Genomic DNA, 19,240 nt, shown 5'->3' on the forward strand with positions numbered 1-19,240 from the left:
CTCAGCAGGGTGTCATCACAGGCACCGCCGAGCCGTTCGGCCTGACCTACGCGTTGCTCACCGCCATGGTCGGGAACCTGCTGTTGCCAGCTGCACGCGCCGGCCGGCGATCTTCGTACGGCGGACCTGGTGGCGCTTGGGTTGTTGCTGGCCGGATTCGGGACGAAGGCCGGGCTGATGCCGTTCCACTGCTGGCTGGCCGACGCACACTCCGCGGCTCCAGGTCCAGTGTCGGCGATCGCCGGCGCCGGATCGCTCACGGCGGTCACCGGGTTCGTCTACCACTTGATCGACCACGCATTGTTCAAGACGCTGCTCTTCCTGTGCGCCGGCGCGATCGTGCACGCCACCGGGATGACCAGGCTGTCGCAGCTGGGCGGCCTGGCGCGTTCGCGGTTCTGGCGGGCGGTTGCGGCGCTCGGCGTACTGCCGTGCGGTAGTCACTGCCCGAAACACCGGTTTTCGGGATTTACCCTCACCAGCTGGTAAGGGTACCGCTCAGACGGTCGGCAGGCGGCGACTGTCGATCAGCTGCTGGGCGACCTCGCGGAGTTTGGTGTTGGTGTCCTGGGAGTAGCGCCTGAGCACCTGGAAGGCCTGCTCGCTGTTCAGGTTGTAGCGCTCCATCAGGATGCCCATTGCCTGGCCGACCAGCTTCCGCGCGTCGACCGCGACCTTCAGATGCTCCTCGCGCCGGGCGGCCGCCACCGCCACCGCGGCGTGCCGGGCCAGGATGTAGGCGACCGCCTCCTCGTCAGGGCCGAAGGCGTCCGGTTGCTTGCTGTAGAGGCCTAGGACACCGACGGTGCCGGCCCCGGTCCACAGCGGTACGTCGAGAACGCTGCGGACCCCGAGGTCGAGTACCTTCTTCGCCCAGTCGGGCCAGCGTGCCTCCTGCACGAGGTCCGGTATTGCGACCGTCGCGCGTTCCTCCATGCAGAGCACCAACGGGCCGTCCGCGCCGGCCATCTGGAACTGGTAGATCCCGGCGACGGTCGGATCGGTGACCGCCGGCACCTCCGGACGGCCGCCGGCGGTGCGCAGGGCGACGCCGGCGTACTCGCAGTTCAGTGCCTGGATCGCGAACTCGACCACCGCCTGGACGGTCTCGTCCACACCGTCCGCCTGGTGCATCTCGAGCGCCAGCCGGGAGAAGACGTCAGCGGCCTGCCCGAGGTCCGACCGCACCGGAGGCTCCCCGTCAGGACCTTCCGCACCGATTCTTCGCCGATCGATGTCGTTCACCTGTACATCATGCATCGCGTCCGCCCGCCGGCCCAGACATACCGCTGACCGACGCACTCCGGCGTGGGACGGGCTCGTGCCAGCTCAGGTGCCTTCCCGGAAGTCGAGTCGACGGGTGACGATCTGGTCGGCGATCTCGTTCATGGTCGCGTCATGGGCGAAGGCGTGCGCCCGCAGGATCGCCAAGGCGTCCTCCGGCGCTACTCGCAACTGCACCACGACCATCCCCGTCGCCTGATGAACCACGGACCTGGCAGCCCAAGGCCCGTCGTCCCGCTCCCGCGAAGGGGTGTCGTGCAGTACGGCGGCACCGACCGCGTCGGCGAGGAACTGGACGACGTCGGCGGGCTGGTGCAAACCGATCTCGGTGTAGATGCTGTAGACCCCGAGCGGCCGGCCCGTCGGCCGCATCGGGAAGCAGTGGATGGTGACGTCACCGGCCGTCTCCAGGGCGGACCGGGTGAACTCGGGCCACAGCCGGTCGGCGGCGCCCTGCAGACCGGTGACCACGGGTTCGTTGCGCCGGTAGGCGTCCCGGCAGGGGCCTTCGCCGAGGACGTCCTGGAGGCTCTCGAGCTGCGCGGCCACGCCGTCGGTCGCTGCCAGCGTCATCCTGTTGCCGACGTCGTCGCTGTTGATGCTGATCGAGCTGCCCCGGCCGCCGGCGAGGACCCGGCTCGCCTCGCACAGCCTGACCGCGAGTCGCCGCCGCGGGTCGGTGGCAGCGACGAGCCCGGCAAGGCGCCCGAGCACCGCTGCCCGATCCACAACCGTCGTCTCCCGTGAGTCGATCCGGGCCGTCCGGCCCGGCCAGTTGTGTTCTCCTGTGCCCTTGTTCGCGCCGGTCACACGTCCCGCGGCCGGTGTCAGGCCGACAGCGCGAGTTGGAGGTGGCCGATGATCGTCCGGAGCCGCCGGGAGACCTGCATCTGGCTGACTCCGATCTCGGCGCCGATCTCCGCCTGCGTGTAGTGGTCGACGAAGCGTCTGCGCAGGATCAGCTGATCCCGCTCCGGAAGGCGGTCGACGACCGGCAGGAGGGAGTGGAGTTGGTCGACGAGTTCGTAGGTGTTGCCGGGCTGGGCAACTTCACGCGCCGGTACCGGGGTGCCGGCCTCCGTGGTCCGCTCGGCGTCCAGCGACGTCGGCTGGAAACAGCCGCGGGCTTGTTCGGCCTCGACGATCTCGGCGACGTCGACACTGATCGCCTCGGCGAGCTCGGCATGGTCCGGCCAGTGCCCGAGGGTGAGTGCGAGCGTGGTCTGTACCGCGTTCACCCGGGACTGGATCTCCTGCAGCCGCCGGGGGAGTTTGATCGCCCAGGCGTTGTCGCGGAAGTGGTGCCGGATCCCGCCGCGGATCGTCGGTACGGCGTACGACCGGAAATCCGAGTCCAGGGCCGGCCGGTAGTTGCGGACGGCCCGGATCAGGTGTTCGACGGCGATCTGCTCGAGGTCTTCGTTGTCGACCCCGCGACCGCGGTACCGGCGGGCGATCGTGCGGGCGAGCGGTACGCCGCTGACGATTGCCTCGTCGAGGAGTTGCGCACGGCGTTGGCCGCGGCTGACGTGGGCTGCCCGGAGGAGATGCTCTGTCCGGGCGGACTGTTCGGCGTGGGACGCCTGGACTGGACTACTCGTTGCCATTGCGGGTTGTCCTGCCTGTGTCCGTCCCGGCCGAGTGCGGCGCATGGTTTGGACCGCAACCGGGACCACCAATGGGTACCCGCCGTTTCCGCCGGTGAATCATCGGTGTTTGTGCCTGACGTACGCCGGGATCGCCAGCCAGAACGCCAGGAACCAGACCAGCACCCCGGCCACCACCGCAACAGCGGCACCACGGGGGAGTACGACCTCCAGCGCGATCAGCAACCCTCCGCACATCGAGATGACGAGGAACGCCATACCGCCGCGGGCCAGCCGGTCGGTGATCGCGACCAGGCGATCACGCATGCCCTGCTGGTAGAGGACCCGGTGGAAGGCCACAGGTGCCAGGAACAACACGACCGCGAGCGCTGCGGCGGTCAGTGTGCACGCGTAGACGGCGTGCGTGAACCCGTCCGTGCTGTGGAACTGGTTCTGGAACGCGATACCGAGCAGGAAGGCGAACAGGATCTGCGTGCCGGTCTGCATCAGCCGCAGCTCCTGCAGCAGCTCGTTCCAGTGCCGATCGAGCCGCTCACCGGACGTCTCACCGGCGCGCTGGTACGTGAGCGAATCCTTGAGCGAATCCATGACCGCCCGCCTTCCGTCGTACCGGGCCGGTACCCGGCAGGACACCCCCGACACCTGCATCACCAGCCACCGGATGCCTCAGCACTTGATGCTCTCGACCGGCGGCGACGGCTGTCGCACAATAATGCTGGCTAGGGGAGACGGTGACTGGGGAGGTGGTGGGATGCTGGGCTCTGATCCGGACGTGGCGTCGGCCTTCGCCCGGCTGGCGGTCGAGCTGCATTCGGTCTCCGGGATCGACGAGACGGCCGACGCGGTGGCTGTCTTCGCCCTGAGCGCCGTCGGGTGCCGGTACGTCGCGATCGAGCTGGCCCGGGCGGGTGGCGGTGCCGAGATCGTGGCGGCGACGGATCCGGTGGTCGAGCGGATCCTGCAGTGGCAGTTGACGATCGGTGACGGGCCGATGCTGCACGCCTTGTCGACCGGCGTGGCCGTGCACGTGGCCGATCCCGCGACCGACACCCGCTGGCCGTTGTGGAGCAGGTTCGTGGCCGATCTCCCGGTCGGCAGCGTCCTGCACGTGCCGCTGACCACCGGCGAACCGCTCGGCGTGCTGTCGCTGTACCACGCGAAGCCGCAGGGCTTCACTCTCGACGACGAGGCGATCGCCGAGATCCTGGCCCGGCACACGGCGATCGCGGTCGCGACCGCCCGGCACACGACCGCGCTGGTGGACCAGATGGACGCCCGCCGGCTGATCGGCCAGGCGATGGGCATTCTGATGGAGCGCTTCGGCCTCAACGGCGACCAGGCGTACGCGATCCTGCGCCGCTACTCCCAGGAAACCAGAACCAAACTCCGCGACGTCGCTCTCGAAGTCGTCAACACCCGCAACCGGTGACCGACCGGGGGATCACCCGCCTCCTGCCGACGTCGGGAGGTGGGTGACCGCGGGCAGCGGGGCGTGGCCGGCGGCCGCGTGGACGAGGCGTTCGAGGGCGGTCGTCCAGAAGATGTCGTAGTGGTGGAGGCGGCCGGCCGAGATGCCACCCTGCGTCAGGATCAGGTGGGAGCCGCTCCGCGCCGGGACCACGTCCACGAGGACCGTGCTCGGTCGATGCGGCGGGTCGTTGAAGTCTGCCTGGAAGTAGTGCGGTGGTTCGCAGGTCGTGACGATGCCGGTCTGCTGCGCATGGTGCGCGATCGCGACCAGGAAGCCGCCGTACTGCGTGTCACTCAGCAGCGTGGCCCCAAGCCAGCTGCTGAGGAGTTCCGGCCTGGTGATGAGGTTCCACAGGCGGTCCGCGTCACAATTCAGCGTCCTGACATATCTGAGCTGTGGCGCCCTAGCCGTCCGTTCTGGGTGCGTTGTGTGCGCCATACGTCCCTAGTGCCCATCCATCGCTCCTGGTAGTCGCGGCTACAGGGCCTCGCGGGCGTAGATGATGTAGGCGACCGGGGTGCCGATGAGCATGGTGGCGGCCAGGAGGAGGATCAGGATGTTGCGGAAGCGTTCTACGCCCAGGGACGTGGTGTAGAAGGAGTCCGGGTTGCGCTGGTCGTAGACGATATCGACCTTGTCGCCGATGTGCCGGGCGTGGCTCCACAGCTGCGGGGTCTGGGTCGTGGTGTGGAAGCTGCCGTCGGCGGATCTGAAGCCGATCGTGACCTCGGTGCCGCCGCCCGTTCCCTGGGGCTCGGACGGGAGTTTGTGGGCGGCGACGATCTCGCCGCGCGCCCGGGCCTGGTGGTCGGCCAGGTCGCCGAGGTCGTTGATCCGGTGGACGCCCCAGAACAGCGTGACGATGCCGACCGTGAACATGCCGACCGCCATCGCAGTGAACACGGTCCAGGTGACGACGACGCCGAGTTGCCTCCGGCGGGTCAGCCGCCGCGCCGAACACTGGGTGCTCACAGCTCTCAAGAGAACTCGGCGTCCGCGTTCTGTCCACTCGAACCGGCGCGCCGCGTCGCGGTACCGAATGCCTGAATCTGCCTGTCTTCAAGCCTTGACGAGCAGTTCTGCGCAATGGCTAACTGTCGGCACCCGCCTGTCCGAGGAGACTCGATGCGCCTGCTCCGGTCTGCTGTCTGCGTGCTCGCCCTGGCCGCCCCGTTCGCGATCGCGCCGCCCTTGGCAGGCGCCGCCCCACCACCAGCCGTCTCACTACCCGTCGCCGTGTCCCCCCAGCCGCAGCAGCTCGTGCAGCGCGACGACGGCTTCCCGATCACCCCGGTGGTCGGTCTCGTCCGTACGGCGCGCACCGATGCCGACGCCGAGCGCGTCGTACGGCAGGCGCTGGCCCGCGCCGGCGTGAAGACGGTCCGGACCACCGACGGCGCCGACCCCGGTACGCCGACCACGATCTGGCTGGGCCGCGACGCGCAGGTGCTCAACGCGCTCCGCGTCAAGGACAGCACCGGGCTCCCCGCCGAAGGGTACGTACTGGCTGCCGGTCGCGGCCGGGACGACCGGGCCCAGGTAGTGCTCGACGGCGTCGATGCCGACGGCACCTACTACGCGGCGCAGTCGTTCGCCCAGCTGATCCAGGCTCACGCCGGACGCGACCGGCTGCCCGGTGTCGCGATCCGCGACTGGCCGACGATGCGCTACCGCGGCGCGATCGAGGGCTTCTACGGTACGCCGTGGTCGCAGGCCGACCGGCTGGACGAGCTCAGCTACCTCGGCGAGCACCGGATGAACACCTACGAGTACGCGCCGAAGGACGACCCGTACCACCGCGAGCAGTGGCGCGACCCGTACCCGGCCGACAAGCTCGCGCAGCTCGCCGAGCTGGTCACCCGCGCCCGGCAGAACAAGGTCGACTTCACGTTCGCGCTGTCGCCCGGCCTGTCGATCTGCTACACGTCCGAGGCCGACTTCCAGGCGCTGATCGCGAAGTTCGAGGCGTTGTACGACGTCGGCGCGCGTTCGTTCAACGTGCCGCTCGACGACATCGACTACAACAGCTGGCACTGCGACGCGGACAAGGCGAAGTACGGGACGGGCGGTGGCGCCGCCGGGCGGGCGCAGAGCGATCTGCTGAACCGGGTGCAGCGCGAATGGGTGCAGACCAAGCCGGACGTCGCCCCGCTGCAGATGGTGCCGACCGAGTACTACAACGTCAGCGAGACACCGTACAAGCAGGCCCTGCGCGACCAGCTCGACAGCCACGTCGTCGTGCACTGGACCGGGATCGGGGTGGTGCCGCGGACGATCACCGCGGCGCAGGCGGCCCAGGCGAAGGCGGTGTTCGGCCACGACATCCTGATCTGGGACAACTACCCGGTCAACGACTACGCGGCCGGCCGACTGCTGCTCGCGCCGTACACGGGCCGCGAACCGGCCATCGCGGACAGCGTCGCCGGCGTCATCTCGAACCCGATGAACCAGGCCGCGGTCAGCAAGGTCGCGCTGTACTCGTTCGCCGAGCTCGGCTGGAATCCCGCGAAGTACGACCCGCAGGCGTCCTGGCGTCGCGCTCTCGCCGAACGGGCGGGCGGCGACCCGGGTGTGACCGCCGCCCTCCAGGTGTTCGCCGATCTCAACACGTACGACGGCACGCTGCACCCGGAGAGCGCTCCGGTGTTCGCCGCCGCGGTCGACCAGTTCTGGCAGCTGTGGCGGTCCGGCCGCCGTCCCGAAGCGATCGCGGTACTGCGACCGAAGGTGAACGCGATCGCCGCCGCTCCGGCCACCATCCGCGCCAAGGTGGTCGACCCCGCCTTCGCCGTCCAGGCCGAATCGTGGCTCAAGGCAACGGAGCTGTGGGGCCAGGCAATGAACAGCGCCATCGATCTGCTGGCCGCCCTGGATGCGGGTGACGGAGCGCGCGCCTGGACCGCGCGCCAGCAGGTGAGCGCACTCGTCGCCCAGGCGAAGGCGATCCGCGACAGCCGGCTCCCGCACAGCGGCACCTATCCGCGGATCGGCGAGGGCGTCGTCGACGAGCTGATCGCCGAGACCGCCCGCGTCCAGGACCGCTGGCTCGGCGTCCAGCCCGGACGTACGGCGACGACCAGCCTCGGCACGTACCAGGACAACGGGCCGGCCCGGATGATCGACGGCGACCCGAACACGTACTACTGGAGCAACGGCTCGCCGAGCTCCGGCTCCGAGATCCGCGTCGATCTTGGTCAACTGTCGACAATCGGATCGATCACCATCCTGATGGGCAAGTCGTCGAGCCCGAACGACTACATCCACTCCGGAGCGCTCGAGTACTCGGCCGACGGCACCCGCTGGACCGAGCTCACCCGCGCGACCACGGCCGAGGTACGTGCCACGGCCCCGGCGGGCACGACCGCGCGCTACGTCCGGTACCGCTCGTTGAGCTCGAGCGACTACTGGCTGGTCGTCCGCGAGTTCACGGTCGAGACGATCGGCGGGCGGACGACCACCCTGACCGCGAGCGGTACGCCGGCCCCCGCCGCGGGCTCGTCGTTCCAGCAGGCCGTGGACGGCAACCTCGACACCGCCTACGTGCCGTCGACCGCGCCCGTCGCCGGCGATGTGTTGACAATCGGATTGTCGACACCGCGGGAGCTGGCCGGTCTCACGGTCCTGCAGCGGACCGTCGGGTCGGCGGACGTCGAGGTTCAGGTCGGGGGAGTGTGGCAGCGCGTCGGCTCCGTGTCGTCGGCGTACGCCGAGCTTCCGGTAGCGGACCTGAAGGCGGAAGCCGTGCGGCTGGTGTGGACGGGCGGTACGCCGGCCGTGGCCGAGGTGGTTCCGCTGTGGTCCGACACCCCGTTGGCCGCGGTGCGTGTCGACGAGAACCGTGCCGACGTGGTCCGCGGCCAGACCTCGACCTTCACCGTCGACGTCGCGGCCGAACGCGGCGCCGACGTCAGCGGCACGCTCGCCATCACGCCACCGACAGGCTGGACGGTCGACGCGGCGTCGTCCGTCAGGGTCAAGCGCGGCTTCACCCAGTCCGTCCCGGTCAAGCTGACGCCACCCGCCGACGCACCCCTCGCCGACGTGGACATCCCGGTAAAACTCACCGTCGGGCGGACCGTCTTCGACGCAGTGCTACCAGTCGCCGTCCGTCCGCGGACCGCGACGACGAACATCGCCCTGCACCGCCCGGCCGTTGCCTCCAGCATCGAGCCCGGTACGTCGTTCACCGCAGACCTGGCCGTCGACGGCAACCCCGGCACCCGCTGGGCCTCCGGCTACGACGACGCCTCCTGGCTGCAGGTCGACCTCGGTACTCCGACCCGCCTCGGCAAGGTCGTACTGCGCTGGGAGACGGCATACGGATCGGCGTACCGGATCCAGGTGTCCGACGACGGGACCACCTGGACGACCGCGACCGAGGTCGCGAACGGCGACGGTGGTGTCGACACGCTCTGGCTCGATACCACCGCCCGGTACGTCCGCCTGCAGGGCATCCATCGGGCAACGCAGTACGGCTACTCGCTCTACGAACTGGAGGTCTACCCCGCGACCTAGCAGATGAGGCGCCGGATGAGAGGACGCTGAGAGGGGCGTGTGTGGGGCGCACCGGCGACCTACCGTGGAGTGGTGCGTACGGGTGGGCACGGGGTCCGGCTGCTGACGCGGCTCTTCGGCGTCAGTGCGCTCGCCGGCGCCCTCGCGGCCGGCCTGGTCGTGCCGATCGCGGGCTTCGTCGGCGTCGCCAGCGAGGCGGTGGTGGACACGCTGCGCAGCCTGCCGAAGGCGTTGAACAGCCGGCCCGCCGACGTCGGGACGCGGATCCTGGCCGCGGACGGCAGCCTGATCGCGAACCTGTACGAGGAGAACCGGGTCCCGGTCGGGCTGGACAAGGTCGCGCCGGTGATGCGGCAGGCGATCATCTCGACCGAGGACTCGCGGTTCTATCAGCACGGAGCGATCGATCTGCAGGGCACGATGCGCGCGCTGATCCGCAACCACACCCAAGGCACCGAGCAGGGCGGCTCGAGCATCACTCAGCAGTACGTGAAGCTGACGCTGCTCGAGAACGCCCGGACCCCGGCGGAGCAGCGCGCCGCGACGGCCCCGACGTACCAGCGGAAACTCGTCGAGCTGCGGTACGCGATCGCGGTCGAGCAGCAGCAGTCCAAGGACCAGATCCTGGACGGGTACCTGAACCTCGCGAACTTCGGCGACGGGGCGTACGGCGTGCAGTCGGCCGCCCAGCACTACTTCGGCGTGAACGCCGCGGACCTCAGCCTGCCGGAGGCTGCGATGCTGGCCGGGCTGGCGAAGAACCCGAGCGGGTACGACCCGGTCACCCACCCCGCGCAGGCGACCGACCGGCGCGCGACGGTGATCCAGCGGATGCTGCAGCTCGGCGTCATCTCGCTCGCCGAGGCGAACTCGGCCCTCCGGTCGCCGGTGATCGACCTGTCCCAGATGCACCTGGTGCCGAACGGCTGCGGCAACTCGGCGTTCCCGTTCTACTGCGAGTACGTCGTCTCCAAGCTGCTCGCCAACCCGGCGCTCGGCGCGACGGTCGCGGTCCGCGACCAGTACCTGAAGACCGGCGGGCTGACGATCCGGACGTCGCTCGACCCGCGGATCCAGGCCGCGGCGCAGAAGTCGATCGACGAGCACAGCAAGCCGACCGACAACACGATCGCCGCGCTCACGGTCGTCCAGCCGGGCACCGGGCTGGTCAAGGCGATGGTGCAGAGCACGCCGTACGGCGAGGGGCGCCACGAGACGGCGTACAACTACAACGTCGAGAAGTCGTACGCGGGCGGGTACGGCGGGTTCCAGAACGGCTCGACGATGAAGGCGTTCACGATCGCGGCGGCGATCCAGCAGGGGATCCCGATCGACTACAAGATCGACTCACCGAAACAGATCGACCTGAGCATGGTCCCGTTCCGGACCTGCACGGGGTGGACGCGCGACCAGAACTACCAGCCGAAGAACTCGTTGAAGAGCGGCAACTTCACCATGGTCGACGGCGCCCGGTACTCCGTGAACACGTACTTCCTGCAGCTGTCCCGCAAGACCGGGCTGTGCGCGCCGGCCACGATCGCGGCCAAGCTCGGGATGTACAACGCGCAGACGTTGCAGCCGCTGGAGCAGGTCGTCTCGTTCACGCTCGGTGTCGGGTACGTGACCCCGCTGATGCTGTCGAACGCATACGCGACCTTCGCGGCCCGCGGCGTGTACTGCGAGCCGCTGCTGGTCACGTCGGTCATCGACCAGAACGGCAAGTACCTGTCGACGCCGGCCCAGTCCTGCAAGCAGGCCATCGAACCGTGGGTCGCCGACGGCGTCAACCGGGTGCTGAGCGCGGTCATGCAGCCAGGTGGGACCGGTGGGAACCTGAAGTTCGGCAGCTGGGACCTGGCCGGCAAGACCGGCACGATCAACCAGAACCTGGCGGTCTGGTTCTCCGGCTACTCCCCGAACCTCGCGGCCGCCGCGGTCGTCGCCGACGCGACCCCGCCGTACACGAACCTGATCGGGCAGACGCTGGACGGCCAGACCATCTCCGACCCGACCGGCTCCGGCACCGCCGGCCCGATCTGGGAGACCGCGATGCGCGGCGCCCTCGAGGGCCTGCCCCGCGACCACTTCACCGCCCCACCGTCCCGCGTCCTCGGCAGCCTCGGACCGTAACCGCAAGCGAGTGGACCTCCAGGCACGCAAAACCCCCGGAAACGGGGTGAATTCGGGCCTTTCGGGCGGGTTCTGCCTGCGTGCAGGTCCGCACTACCCGGGCGGGACCGGGTCGAGCCCGGGTCCAGGCGCTGATCGGGTACACCGACCCGACGCCGGCCAACCCGACGCCGGCCAACCCGACGCCGGCCAACCCGACGCTGGCCCGTCCGATGACGCCCGGCGGCCGGTGCTGTGTCAGGTGCTGCTTTCCAGTAGGGACAGCGAAGCAGCGGCAGCGGTGGTGCTGTCGCCCGCTTCGATGGCGGCGGCCAGGGCTTCGTGCCAGCTGTCCTCGCCGGACGAGAAGACCTGCAGGCACTTGTCGTCGCGGACGCTTTCGGCGAGGGCCCGGGCGAAGCTCGTGTAGAGCTCGATGAGGACCGGGTTGTGCGAGGCGCGGGCCACGCACAGGTGGAACTCGACGTCGTTGGTGACGAAGGCGGCCTCGTCACCCGCTTCGCCGGCAGCGGCCCGTGCCATCAGCGCCCTGTCCAGCGCGCGGACGTCGGCGCTGGTACGACGGGACGCGGCCAGCCCGGCGGCCACGATGTCGAGGCCGCGGCGGACCTCGACCACGTCGCTGTGTTCGGCCACGCCGAGCCGGCGCCGGATCGCGACGTCGGTGGCGTCCCGGGCGGTCACGTAGGTGCCGTCGCCCTGCCGGGTGGCGAGCAGGCCGGCATGCACCAGGCCGCGCACCGCCTCGCGGACCGACGCCCGGCTGACACCGAGCTGACCGACCAGTTCGGTCTCCGACGGGATGCGCTCACCGACCGACCACCGGCCCGCGGTGATCTCCTCGCGGAGCTGGGTTCCGACGGACTCGACCAGAGAGACCCGCTCGACTTTTTTCATCGCAGCCTCTTCCTCAAACATCAGATGACTGGTAATCCTATCACCAAGCAACCCCGAGATCCCGGCTCGGTTCCGACGAACATCCTCCTGAGGAGGTCGGTCCGATGCACTCGACTGAATCACCGAACCAGCTCGCCTCCGAGCAGGTTCGCCAGACCAAGCCTGCTCCTGGGCCTGCTCCTGGGCCTGCTCCTGGGCCTGACCCTAGGCCCGGCTCCGGTTCCGACGCGGTGTCGGTGGTCGGTCGCGTCCTGGACGCGATCCCGTTCAACCGTGCGCACCGCCTGATCCTGCTGATGGTATTGCTCGGCGCGTTCTTCGACGTGATGGAGGAGAACTCGCTCGGCGCCGTCGGCCCGGCGCTGAAGTCGGTGTGGAACATCTCCACGCCCGAGCTCGCCTTCCTGCAGACCGTCACGATCGGCGCGATGATCATCGGCAAGGTGGTCACCGGCGCGCTCGGCGACCACAAGGGCCGCCGGTTCGCGCTCGGGTTCAACCTCGCCATCTACTGTCTCGGCGCGCTGATCTGCGCGCTCGCCCCGGGGTACGCCGTACTCGCGATCGGCCGGTTCATCGTCGGCGTCGGCCTCGGCGGCGAGATCGCCGCCGGGATGACGATGCTCAGCGAACTGGTGTCGACGAAGTACCGCGGCGCGGTGGTCGCCTCGCTGAACGTCGGCGCCGGCGGCTTCGGCAACGTGGTGTCGTTCGGCTTCGCGGCCGTCATCCTCGGGCCGCTCGGCAACTTCTTCGGCGGCCCGCACAACAGCTGGCGGTGGATGTTCGGCCTGCTGGTGCTGCCCGCGCTGCTCGTGCTCGTGTACCGGCGGTTCCTCCCGGAAACACCGCGCTTCCTCGCCTCGCGGGGCCGGATCGACGAGGCGAACGGCGTCCTCACCCGGCTGGCGAACGGCCGCCTGAAGGACACCGGCGGCCCGGTCACGCCGTACATCCAGAACCCCGGTGCCATGGCGGCCCCGGTCGAGAAGGTGCGACTGTCCGAGGTGTTCCGCGGCGTCCTGCTCCGGCGTACGGCGTCCCTGGCGGTGATCTCGTGGATGACCTTCGGTGCGCAGGTGACCGTACTGGTGCTGATGCCGACGATCCTCGTCGAGCAGGGCTACACGATCACCAAGAGCCTCGCGTTCACGATGGTGATGAACCTGGGCAGCCTGTTCGGCGCCGCCGCGGCGACCTGGGCGGCGCTGCGGCTGCCGCGCCGCGCGGTGATCACCGGCGGTGCCGTCGCGGCCTGCCTGGCGGCGCTCGCGTTCGGGTTCCTGGCCAAGTCGCCGGCGCTGGTGCTGATCCTCGGCGCACTGTTCCAGTTCTTCGTGCTGCTGCTGAACAGCACGATCTTCGCGTGGGCCCCGGAGCTGTATCCGACCCGGGTCCGCGCGTTCGGCACCGCGATGGTGGCGGTCCAGGGCAATGTCGCCGGGGCGTTCGTCCCGATCGGCGCCGGGCTGCTGCTCGACCACGCAGGCGTGGTCGCGGTGTTCGTCCTGATCGCCGTCATGTACTGCGTGATGGCGGTCGCGAGCCGGTTCGCGCCGGAGACGCACGGCCGCTCGCTCGAGGACATCAACTCCGAAACAACATCCCAAGGAGTCTCACAATGACCCGTCTACACGTCAGCGCCACCTCGCACTGGCCGAACTACCTCCCGGAGTACGTCGCCCGCGAGCTCGGGTACTACGAGGCCGAGGGCCTGGAGTTCTCCCGGTCCGCGCCGGACGACTGGACGCAGGTACTGCGGGACCTCGAAGGCGGCACCGCGGACGTCGTACTGGGCGGCCTGTGGGTGCCCGCGATGTACCACGGCCGCGGCCGCGAGTACCGCGCCTTCGCCCAGCTGAACGCGCGCAACCCGAAGGCGCTGGTGACCCGTGAGCCGGTCGCGGACTTCGACTGGAAGGACCTCGAGGGCAAGATCGTGCTCGCACCGGGCGCCGGCGGCACCGCGCCGTTCGTGCACACCGCCGGGCTGATGCGCGCGGCCGGTGTCGACATGTCGAAGGTGCGCTGGGTCCGCGACCTGTCCGGGTCCATGCTGACCGAGCTGTTCCTGGGCGGGATGGGTGACGCGCTCGTCACCGACCTGGTGAACGCCCAGTTCCTCGAGCACCGCCGGCAGGCATTTGTTGCCGTCCGCCACGATCGGGCCGGCGGCCTGATGCCGAACAGCGTGTACTACACGACCGACGACGTACTCGCCCGCGACGACCAGGTGGTGCAGCGGTTCTACCGCGCGCTGCAGAACGCGTACGACTGGCTGAAGGCGCACGAGGCGGCCGAGCTGACCGACCTGCTGGCGCGGGAGTGGCCGTCGCTGGACACCGGTGTCCTGGTGTCGATTGTCGACGATCTGCGCGCGAGCGGGATCTGGGACGACCTGCGGATCAGCGAGGACGGGTACGGCGAGTGGATGCGGATCCTCGTCGAGGACGGTCTGCTCGACGAGTCGCCGGCGTACGACGATCTGGTCTGCAACGACATGGTGCTGCCATGAGCATCGGCAGGCCGATCCTCGCGCTCAGCCGGGCGGAGATCGCCAAGACGCTGGAGATGCCGGCCGTCATCGACGCGGTGGAGAAGGCGCACGCCGCGCTGTCCACCGGCGGCGCCGTGCAGGCGGAGCGGTCGACGGTCCAGGTTCCCGGCTGTACGACGTTGCTGGTGCCGATGACCGCGGCGATCGGGTCGCAGTCCGCGGGCATCAAGCTGCTCACCGACACCCCTGCCAACCTCGCCCGGAACCTGCCGGTGCAGCAGTCGACGATCCTGCTGGTGGATCCGGAGACCGGTACCTGTGAGGCGATCCTGGACGGGCCGGCGCTCACCTTGTTCCGTACGGCGGCGGCCTCGGCGGTTGCCACCAAACATCTCGCACGCCGGCAGGCGCGGACGCTCGGGCTCGTCGGCGCTGGTGCGCAGGCGCGGGCTCATCTCGAGGCGCTGTCGTGTGTGCTGCCGATCGAGCGGGTCGTGGTGTGGAGCCGGACGAAGGAGCGGGTCGAGGCGTTCGTCGCGTATGCCCAGGACCGGGTCGGAGAGGTTGTTGTTGCCGAAGGCCCCGAACAGGTTGTCCGGCAGGCCGAGGTGCTGTGTACGTTGACGCCTTCCAGGGAGCCGATCGTGCGGGGGGAGTGGTTCGCTCCGGGGCTGCACGTCAATGCCGTGGGGGCGCCGCCGCGGCCGGATCATCGCGAGATCGACAGCGCGGGGATCGCCCGCAGCAAGGTCGTCGTGGACAGCTACGACGTCGTACGGCGGGAGTCGGGCGACGTACTGGTTCCGCTCGCCGAGGGGCTGATCACGGAGGAGCACTTCAGCACCGAGCTCGGTGACGTGGTCGCCGGCATCCGGCCGGGTCGCCGTACGGACGACGAGATCACGCTGTTCGACTCGGTCGGGCTCGGCCTGCAGGACATGGCCGCCGCCCGCCTCGCCGTCGACGCCGCCCGCCGTACCGGCCTGGGCGTCGAGCTCCGCCTCAACTAGACGTGTGACCCGCCGCTCGCCGGGATCGAGACGGCGGGTCACACCCCCACTCATCGACCAGAGGAAGTGACACCGGATGCCCACACCGAGCCCCGGATACTCGATCACCGCACGGGTCGAGGCTCCGGCCTCGCCGCACATCACCACCGCGCTGACCACCGCGATCGGTGAGGCCGGCGGCGCGCTGACCGCGCTGGACGTGGTGGAGTCGCGCGCCGACCGGATCGTCGTCGACGTCACCTGTGACGCGATCGACGCGAACCACTCGTCCGCGCTGGAGAAGGCGCTCGGTGCGGTCCCGGGCGTGGTCGTCCGCAAGGTCAGCGACCGGACGTTCCTGCTGCACCTCGGCGGCAAGCTGACGGTGGTGCCGAAGGTGCCGCTGAAACACCGCGACGACCTGTCCCGCGCGTACACACCCGGCGTTGCCCGGGTCTGTCAGGCGATCGCGGAGAACCCGGCCGACGCCCGCCGGCTGACGATCAAACGGAACACGGTCGCGGTCGTCACCGACGGCTCGGCGGTCCTCGGCCTCGGCAACATCGGTCCGGCCGCGGCGCTGCCGGTGATGGAGGGCAAGGCCGCGCTGTTCCAGCAGTTCGCCGGCGTGGACGCCTGGCCGGTCTGCCTGGATACCCAGGACACCGACGCGATCGTGGAGATCGTGCGTGCGATCGCGCCCGTGTACGGCGGAGTGAACCTGGAGGACATCGCGGCGCCGCGCTGCTTCGAGATCGAGAAGCGGCTGCGGGAGCTGCTCGACATCCCGGTGTTCCACGACGACCAGCACGGTACGGCGATCGTCGTACTGGCGGCGCTGCAGAACGCGCTGCGAGTGGTGGGTAAGCGGATCGAGGACGTCCGGATCGTGGTGTCCGGGGTCGGCGCGGCCGGCCATGCGATCATCCGGCTGCTCGCCGCGCAGGGTGCGGGCGAGATCGTCGGCTGCGGTCGCACCGGCGCGGTGCACTCGGGGCAGACGGGACTCGACGAGTACCGCGGGTGGATCGCCGCGAACACCAACCCGCGTGGCGAGACCGGCACGCTGACCGAGGTACTGCCCGGCGCCGACATCTTCATCGGCGTCTCCGGGCCGGGGCTGCTGACCGGGGACGACATCGCCACGATGGCCGACGACGCGATCGTGTTCGCACTCGCCAACCCGGACCCGGAGGTCGACCCGGCGGAGGCCGGTGAGCACGCCGCCGTGGTCGCGACCGGGCGGTCCGACTACCCGAACCAGATCAACAACGTGCTTGCATTTCCCGGGTTCTTCCGCGGCATGCTCGACGCCGGCGCGCACCAGATCACCGATGCCGTGATGCTGGCCGCCGCGGACGCGATCGCGAACTCGGTCGCGGCCGAGGAGCTGAACGCGACGTACATCGTGCCGAGTGTGTTCGACGCGGCCGTCGCCCCGGCGGTCGCGGCTGCGGTCCGGCAGGCGGTGACCAATGCCTGAGATGCTGACCCCGGAGGCGGTGGAGTTCGTCCACGAACTGCATCGCGAGTTCGGTGCCCGGCGCAACGAACTGCTGGCGGCCCGGCAGGTCCGCCGGGCCGAGGTGGCGCGCAGCGGGCGGCTGGACTTCCTGCCCGGGACGGCCGCGATCCGGGCCGGCAACTGGACGGTCGCCCCGGCGCCGGACGACCTCCGCGACCGCCGCGTCGAGATGACCGGCCCGACCGACCGGAAGATGACGATCAACGCGCTGAACTCGGGCGCGCGCGTCTGGCTCGCAGACCAGGAGGACGCCAGTACGCCGCACTGGCACAACGTGATCGGCGGCCAGCAGAACCTGTACGACGCGATCCGCCGGACGATCACTTACACCTCCGAAGCCGGCAAGGAGTACACGCTCGCCACAGACCACCGGCTCGCGACGATCGTGATGCGGCCCCGCGGCTGGCACCTGGACGAGCGGCACGTCGAGGTGGACGGCGAACCGGTGGCCGGCGCGATCGTCGACTTCGGGCTGTACTTCTTCCACAACGCGGCGGAGCTGATCGCGCGCGGGAGCGGGCCGTACTTCTACCTGCCGAAGCTGGAGAGCCACCTCGAGGCCAGGCTGTGGAACGACATCTTCGTGCACGCCCAGGACCGGCTCGGCATCCCGCAGGGCAGCGTCCGCGCGACGGTGCTGATCGAGACCATCCCGGCCGCGTTCGAGATGGACGAGATCCTGTACGAGCTCCGCGACCACGCCTCCGGGCTGAACGCGGGCCGCTGGGACTACCTGTTCAGCGTGATCAAGTACTTTCGCGACTCCGGCCCCGACTTCGTACTCCCGGACCGGAACGCGGTGACGATGACCGCGCCGTTCCTGCGTGCGTACACGCGGTTGCTGGTCCAGACCTGTCACCGCCGCGGCGCGTTCGCGATGGGCGGGATGGCCGCGTTCATCCCGAGCCGCAAGGACCCGGAGGTGAACGAGCTCGCGTTCGCGAAGGTCCGCGCGGACAAGCAGCGCGAGGCCGGCGACGGGTTCGACGGCTCCTGGGTCGCGCACCCGGACCTGGTGCCGATCTGCCGGGAGGTGTTCGACGGCGTCCTCGGCGACCGCCCGAACCAGCTGGACAAGCCGGTCGAGGACGTCGTGATCGCCGCGGCCGACCTGATCGACCTGCGCTCGACGCCCGGTGAACCGACCGAGGCCGGGCTGCGCAACAACGTCCGCGTCGGCCTGCTGTACGTCGAGGCGTGGCTGCGCGGGAACGGTGCCGTCGGCATCGACAACCTGATGGAGGATGCGGCCACCGCCGAGATCGCGCGCTCGCAGATCTGGCAGTGGGTGCACAATCAGGTGAAGCTCGACACCGGCGAGCAGGTCACCGCCGGCCTCGTCGAGCAGATCATCGTCGACGAGCTGGAGGCGATCCTGGAGTCCGTTGGTGCGGACACGTTCCGGGCCGGCCAGTTCGGCAGCGCGCGGCGGATCTTCACCGACGTCGCCCTCGCCGACACCTACGCCGACTTCCTCACGCTCCCGGCGTACGACGCCGTACTGGAGGCAGAATGCGCATCCTGATCGCGAACGTCAACACGACGCAGGCGATGACCGAGACGATCCGTGCCTCGGCCGCGGCGTCCGCGTCCGAGGGGACCGAGATCATCGGTCTCACCCCGGACGTCGGACCTGAGTCCGTCGAGGGCAACTTCGAGAGCTACCTGGCCGCGGTCGCGGTGATGGACGCGGTCGTCCGGTACGACGGCAAGTACGACGCCGTGATCCAGGCCGGGTACGGCGAGCACGGGCGGGAGGGGCTGCAGGAGCTCCTCGACGTACCGGTCGTCGACATCACCGAGGCGGCGGCCCAGGTCGCGATGCTGATCGGCCGGAGCTACTCGGTGGTGACGACGCTGGACCGCGCCGTACCGCAGATCGAGGACCGGCTGCTGCTGGCCGGACTCTCCGCACGCTGTGCATCGGTACGGGCCAGCGGTCTCGCCGTACTGGAGCTCGAAGCGGACCCGGAACGGGCGGTCGACGCGATCGTCGAGCAGTCGGTCAGGGCGGTGACCGAGGACCGCGCCGAGGTGATCTGCCTGGGCTGCGGGGGAATGGCCGGTCTGGACCGCAAGGTCGCTGCAGCCACCGGGGTGCCGGTGGTGGACGGGGTGGCGGCGGCGGTGCAGCTGGCGGAGTCGCTGGTGCGGCTCGGCCTGTCGACCAGCAAGATCCGCACCTATGCCACACCGCGGCCGAAAATCGTCACCGGCTGGCCGCTGGGCACGTAGCAACAACTGACTTTCCAGAATCCCTTGAAACGTCAGACGACTGGTAATCATACTAAACGCACCGAGATCCCGGCTCGATCGTCAGCAGCA

General features: G+C 69.7%; 17 protein-coding genes. 10 read left to right on the forward strand and 7 right to left on the reverse strand.

Going from position 1 to position 19,240, the window contains the following annotated elements; translation table 11 throughout:
- The first annotated feature begins 129 nt into the window (after window positions 1–129).
- On the forward strand, window positions 130–489 hold the full coding sequence (locus JOF29_RS15385; protein ID WP_209694875.1) for a proton-conducting transporter transmembrane domain-containing protein: 360 nt from the start codon (window positions 130–132) through the stop codon (window positions 487–489).
- Between the two features lie 9 nt (window positions 490–498).
- Here JOF29_RS15385 and JOF29_RS15390 read toward each other — a convergent pair whose 3' ends face one another.
- The 4 genes from JOF29_RS15390 to JOF29_RS15405 all read right to left on the reverse strand — a co-directional run bounded on the left by JOF29_RS15390 (window position 499) and on the right by JOF29_RS15405 (window position 3,479).
- Window positions 499–1,245, reverse strand: coding sequence for a GAF and ANTAR domain-containing protein (locus JOF29_RS15390; protein ID WP_307863355.1), 747 nt, complete (start codon window positions 1,243–1,245; stop codon window positions 499–501).
- A gap of 84 nt (window positions 1,246–1,329) precedes the next feature.
- The gene (locus JOF29_RS45305) at window positions 1,330–2,094 is read right to left on the reverse strand and encodes a GAF and ANTAR domain-containing protein (RefSeq protein ID WP_307863356.1); all 765 of its coding nucleotides are present in this window, start codon (window positions 2,092–2,094) and stop codon (window positions 1,330–1,332) included.
- A gap of 17 nt (window positions 2,095–2,111) precedes the next feature.
- On the reverse strand, window positions 2,112–2,891 hold the full coding sequence (locus JOF29_RS15400) for a sigma-70 family RNA polymerase sigma factor (protein WP_209694877.1): 780 nt from the start codon (window positions 2,889–2,891) through the stop codon (window positions 2,112–2,114).
- A 99-nt stretch (window positions 2,892–2,990) separates the two neighbouring features.
- A complete protein-coding gene (locus tag JOF29_RS15405; RefSeq protein ID WP_209694878.1) occupies window positions 2,991–3,479 on the reverse strand; it encodes a DUF6328 family protein in 489 nt (162 codons plus the stop codon).
- 163 nt (window positions 3,480–3,642) lie between these two features.
- Here JOF29_RS15405 and JOF29_RS15410 point away from each other — a divergent pair, with 163 nt between their 5' ends.
- Window positions 3,643–4,320, forward strand: a complete 678-nt coding sequence (locus tag JOF29_RS15410) for a GAF and ANTAR domain-containing protein (protein WP_209694879.1) — start codon at window positions 3,643–3,645, stop codon at window positions 4,318–4,320.
- Between the two features lie 12 nt (window positions 4,321–4,332).
- Here JOF29_RS15410 and JOF29_RS15415 read toward each other — a convergent pair whose 3' ends face one another.
- Entirely contained in the window at window positions 4,333–4,800 is a 468-nt protein-coding gene (locus tag JOF29_RS15415) for an SRPBCC domain-containing protein (protein WP_209694880.1), read from the reverse strand.
- A gap of 39 nt (window positions 4,801–4,839) precedes the next feature.
- Complete coding sequence (locus JOF29_RS15420) at window positions 4,840–5,334, reverse strand: DUF3592 domain-containing protein (RefSeq protein WP_209694881.1); 495 nt, start codon at window positions 5,332–5,334, stop codon at window positions 4,840–4,842.
- A 153-nt stretch (window positions 5,335–5,487) separates the two neighbouring features.
- On the opposite strand from JOF29_RS15420, the gene JOF29_RS15425 reads away from it, so the two are divergent.
- On the forward strand, window positions 5,488–8,877 hold the full coding sequence (locus JOF29_RS15425; protein ID WP_209694882.1) for a beta-N-acetylglucosaminidase domain-containing protein: 3,390 nt from the start codon (window positions 5,488–5,490) through the stop codon (window positions 8,875–8,877).
- Between the two features lie 72 nt (window positions 8,878–8,949).
- Entirely contained in the window at window positions 8,950–11,007 is a 2,058-nt protein-coding gene (locus tag JOF29_RS15430) for a transglycosylase domain-containing protein (RefSeq protein WP_307863358.1), read from the forward strand.
- 237 nt (window positions 11,008–11,244) lie between these two features.
- Here JOF29_RS15430 and JOF29_RS15435 read toward each other — a convergent pair whose 3' ends face one another.
- Complete coding sequence (locus JOF29_RS15435) at window positions 11,245–11,904, reverse strand: FadR/GntR family transcriptional regulator (protein WP_209694884.1); 660 nt, start codon at window positions 11,902–11,904, stop codon at window positions 11,245–11,247.
- 104 nt (window positions 11,905–12,008) lie between these two features.
- On the opposite strand from JOF29_RS15435, the gene JOF29_RS15440 reads away from it, so the two are divergent.
- The 6 genes from JOF29_RS15440 to JOF29_RS15465 all read left to right on the forward strand — a co-directional run bounded on the left by JOF29_RS15440 (window position 12,009) and on the right by JOF29_RS15465 (window position 19,150).
- Window positions 12,009–13,529, forward strand: coding sequence for an MFS transporter (locus tag JOF29_RS15440; protein WP_209694885.1), 1,521 nt, complete (start codon window positions 12,009–12,011; stop codon window positions 13,527–13,529).
- The gene (locus tag JOF29_RS15445) at window positions 13,526–14,419 is read left to right on the forward strand and encodes an ABC transporter substrate-binding protein (RefSeq protein ID WP_209694886.1); all 894 of its coding nucleotides are present in this window, start codon (window positions 13,526–13,528) and stop codon (window positions 14,417–14,419) included. The genes JOF29_RS15440 and JOF29_RS15445 overlap by 4 nt, the downstream gene beginning before the upstream one ends.
- On the forward strand, window positions 14,416–15,411 hold the full coding sequence (locus tag JOF29_RS15450) for an ornithine cyclodeaminase family protein (RefSeq protein ID WP_209694887.1): 996 nt from the start codon (window positions 14,416–14,418) through the stop codon (window positions 15,409–15,411). Before JOF29_RS15445 ends, JOF29_RS15450 begins: the two co-directional genes overlap by 4 nt.
- A gap of 76 nt (window positions 15,412–15,487) precedes the next feature.
- On the forward strand, window positions 15,488–16,873 hold the full coding sequence (locus JOF29_RS15455; protein ID WP_209694888.1) for an NAD-dependent malic enzyme: 1,386 nt from the start codon (window positions 15,488–15,490) through the stop codon (window positions 16,871–16,873).
- Entirely contained in the window at window positions 16,866–18,440 is a 1,575-nt protein-coding gene (aceB, locus tag JOF29_RS15460) for a malate synthase A (RefSeq protein WP_209694889.1), read from the forward strand. The genes JOF29_RS15455 and aceB overlap by 8 nt, the downstream gene beginning before the upstream one ends.
- Entirely contained in the window at window positions 18,428–19,150 is a 723-nt protein-coding gene (locus tag JOF29_RS15465; protein WP_209694890.1) for an aspartate/glutamate racemase family protein, read from the forward strand. Before aceB ends, JOF29_RS15465 begins: the two co-directional genes overlap by 13 nt.
- Window positions 19,151–19,240: the final 90 nt, after the last annotated feature.

Origin of the sequence: Kribbella aluminosa, assembly GCF_017876295.1 — a bacterium.
In the GTDB taxonomy this organism is placed as follows: domain Bacteria; phylum Actinomycetota; class Actinomycetes; order Propionibacteriales; family Kribbellaceae; genus Kribbella; species Kribbella aluminosa.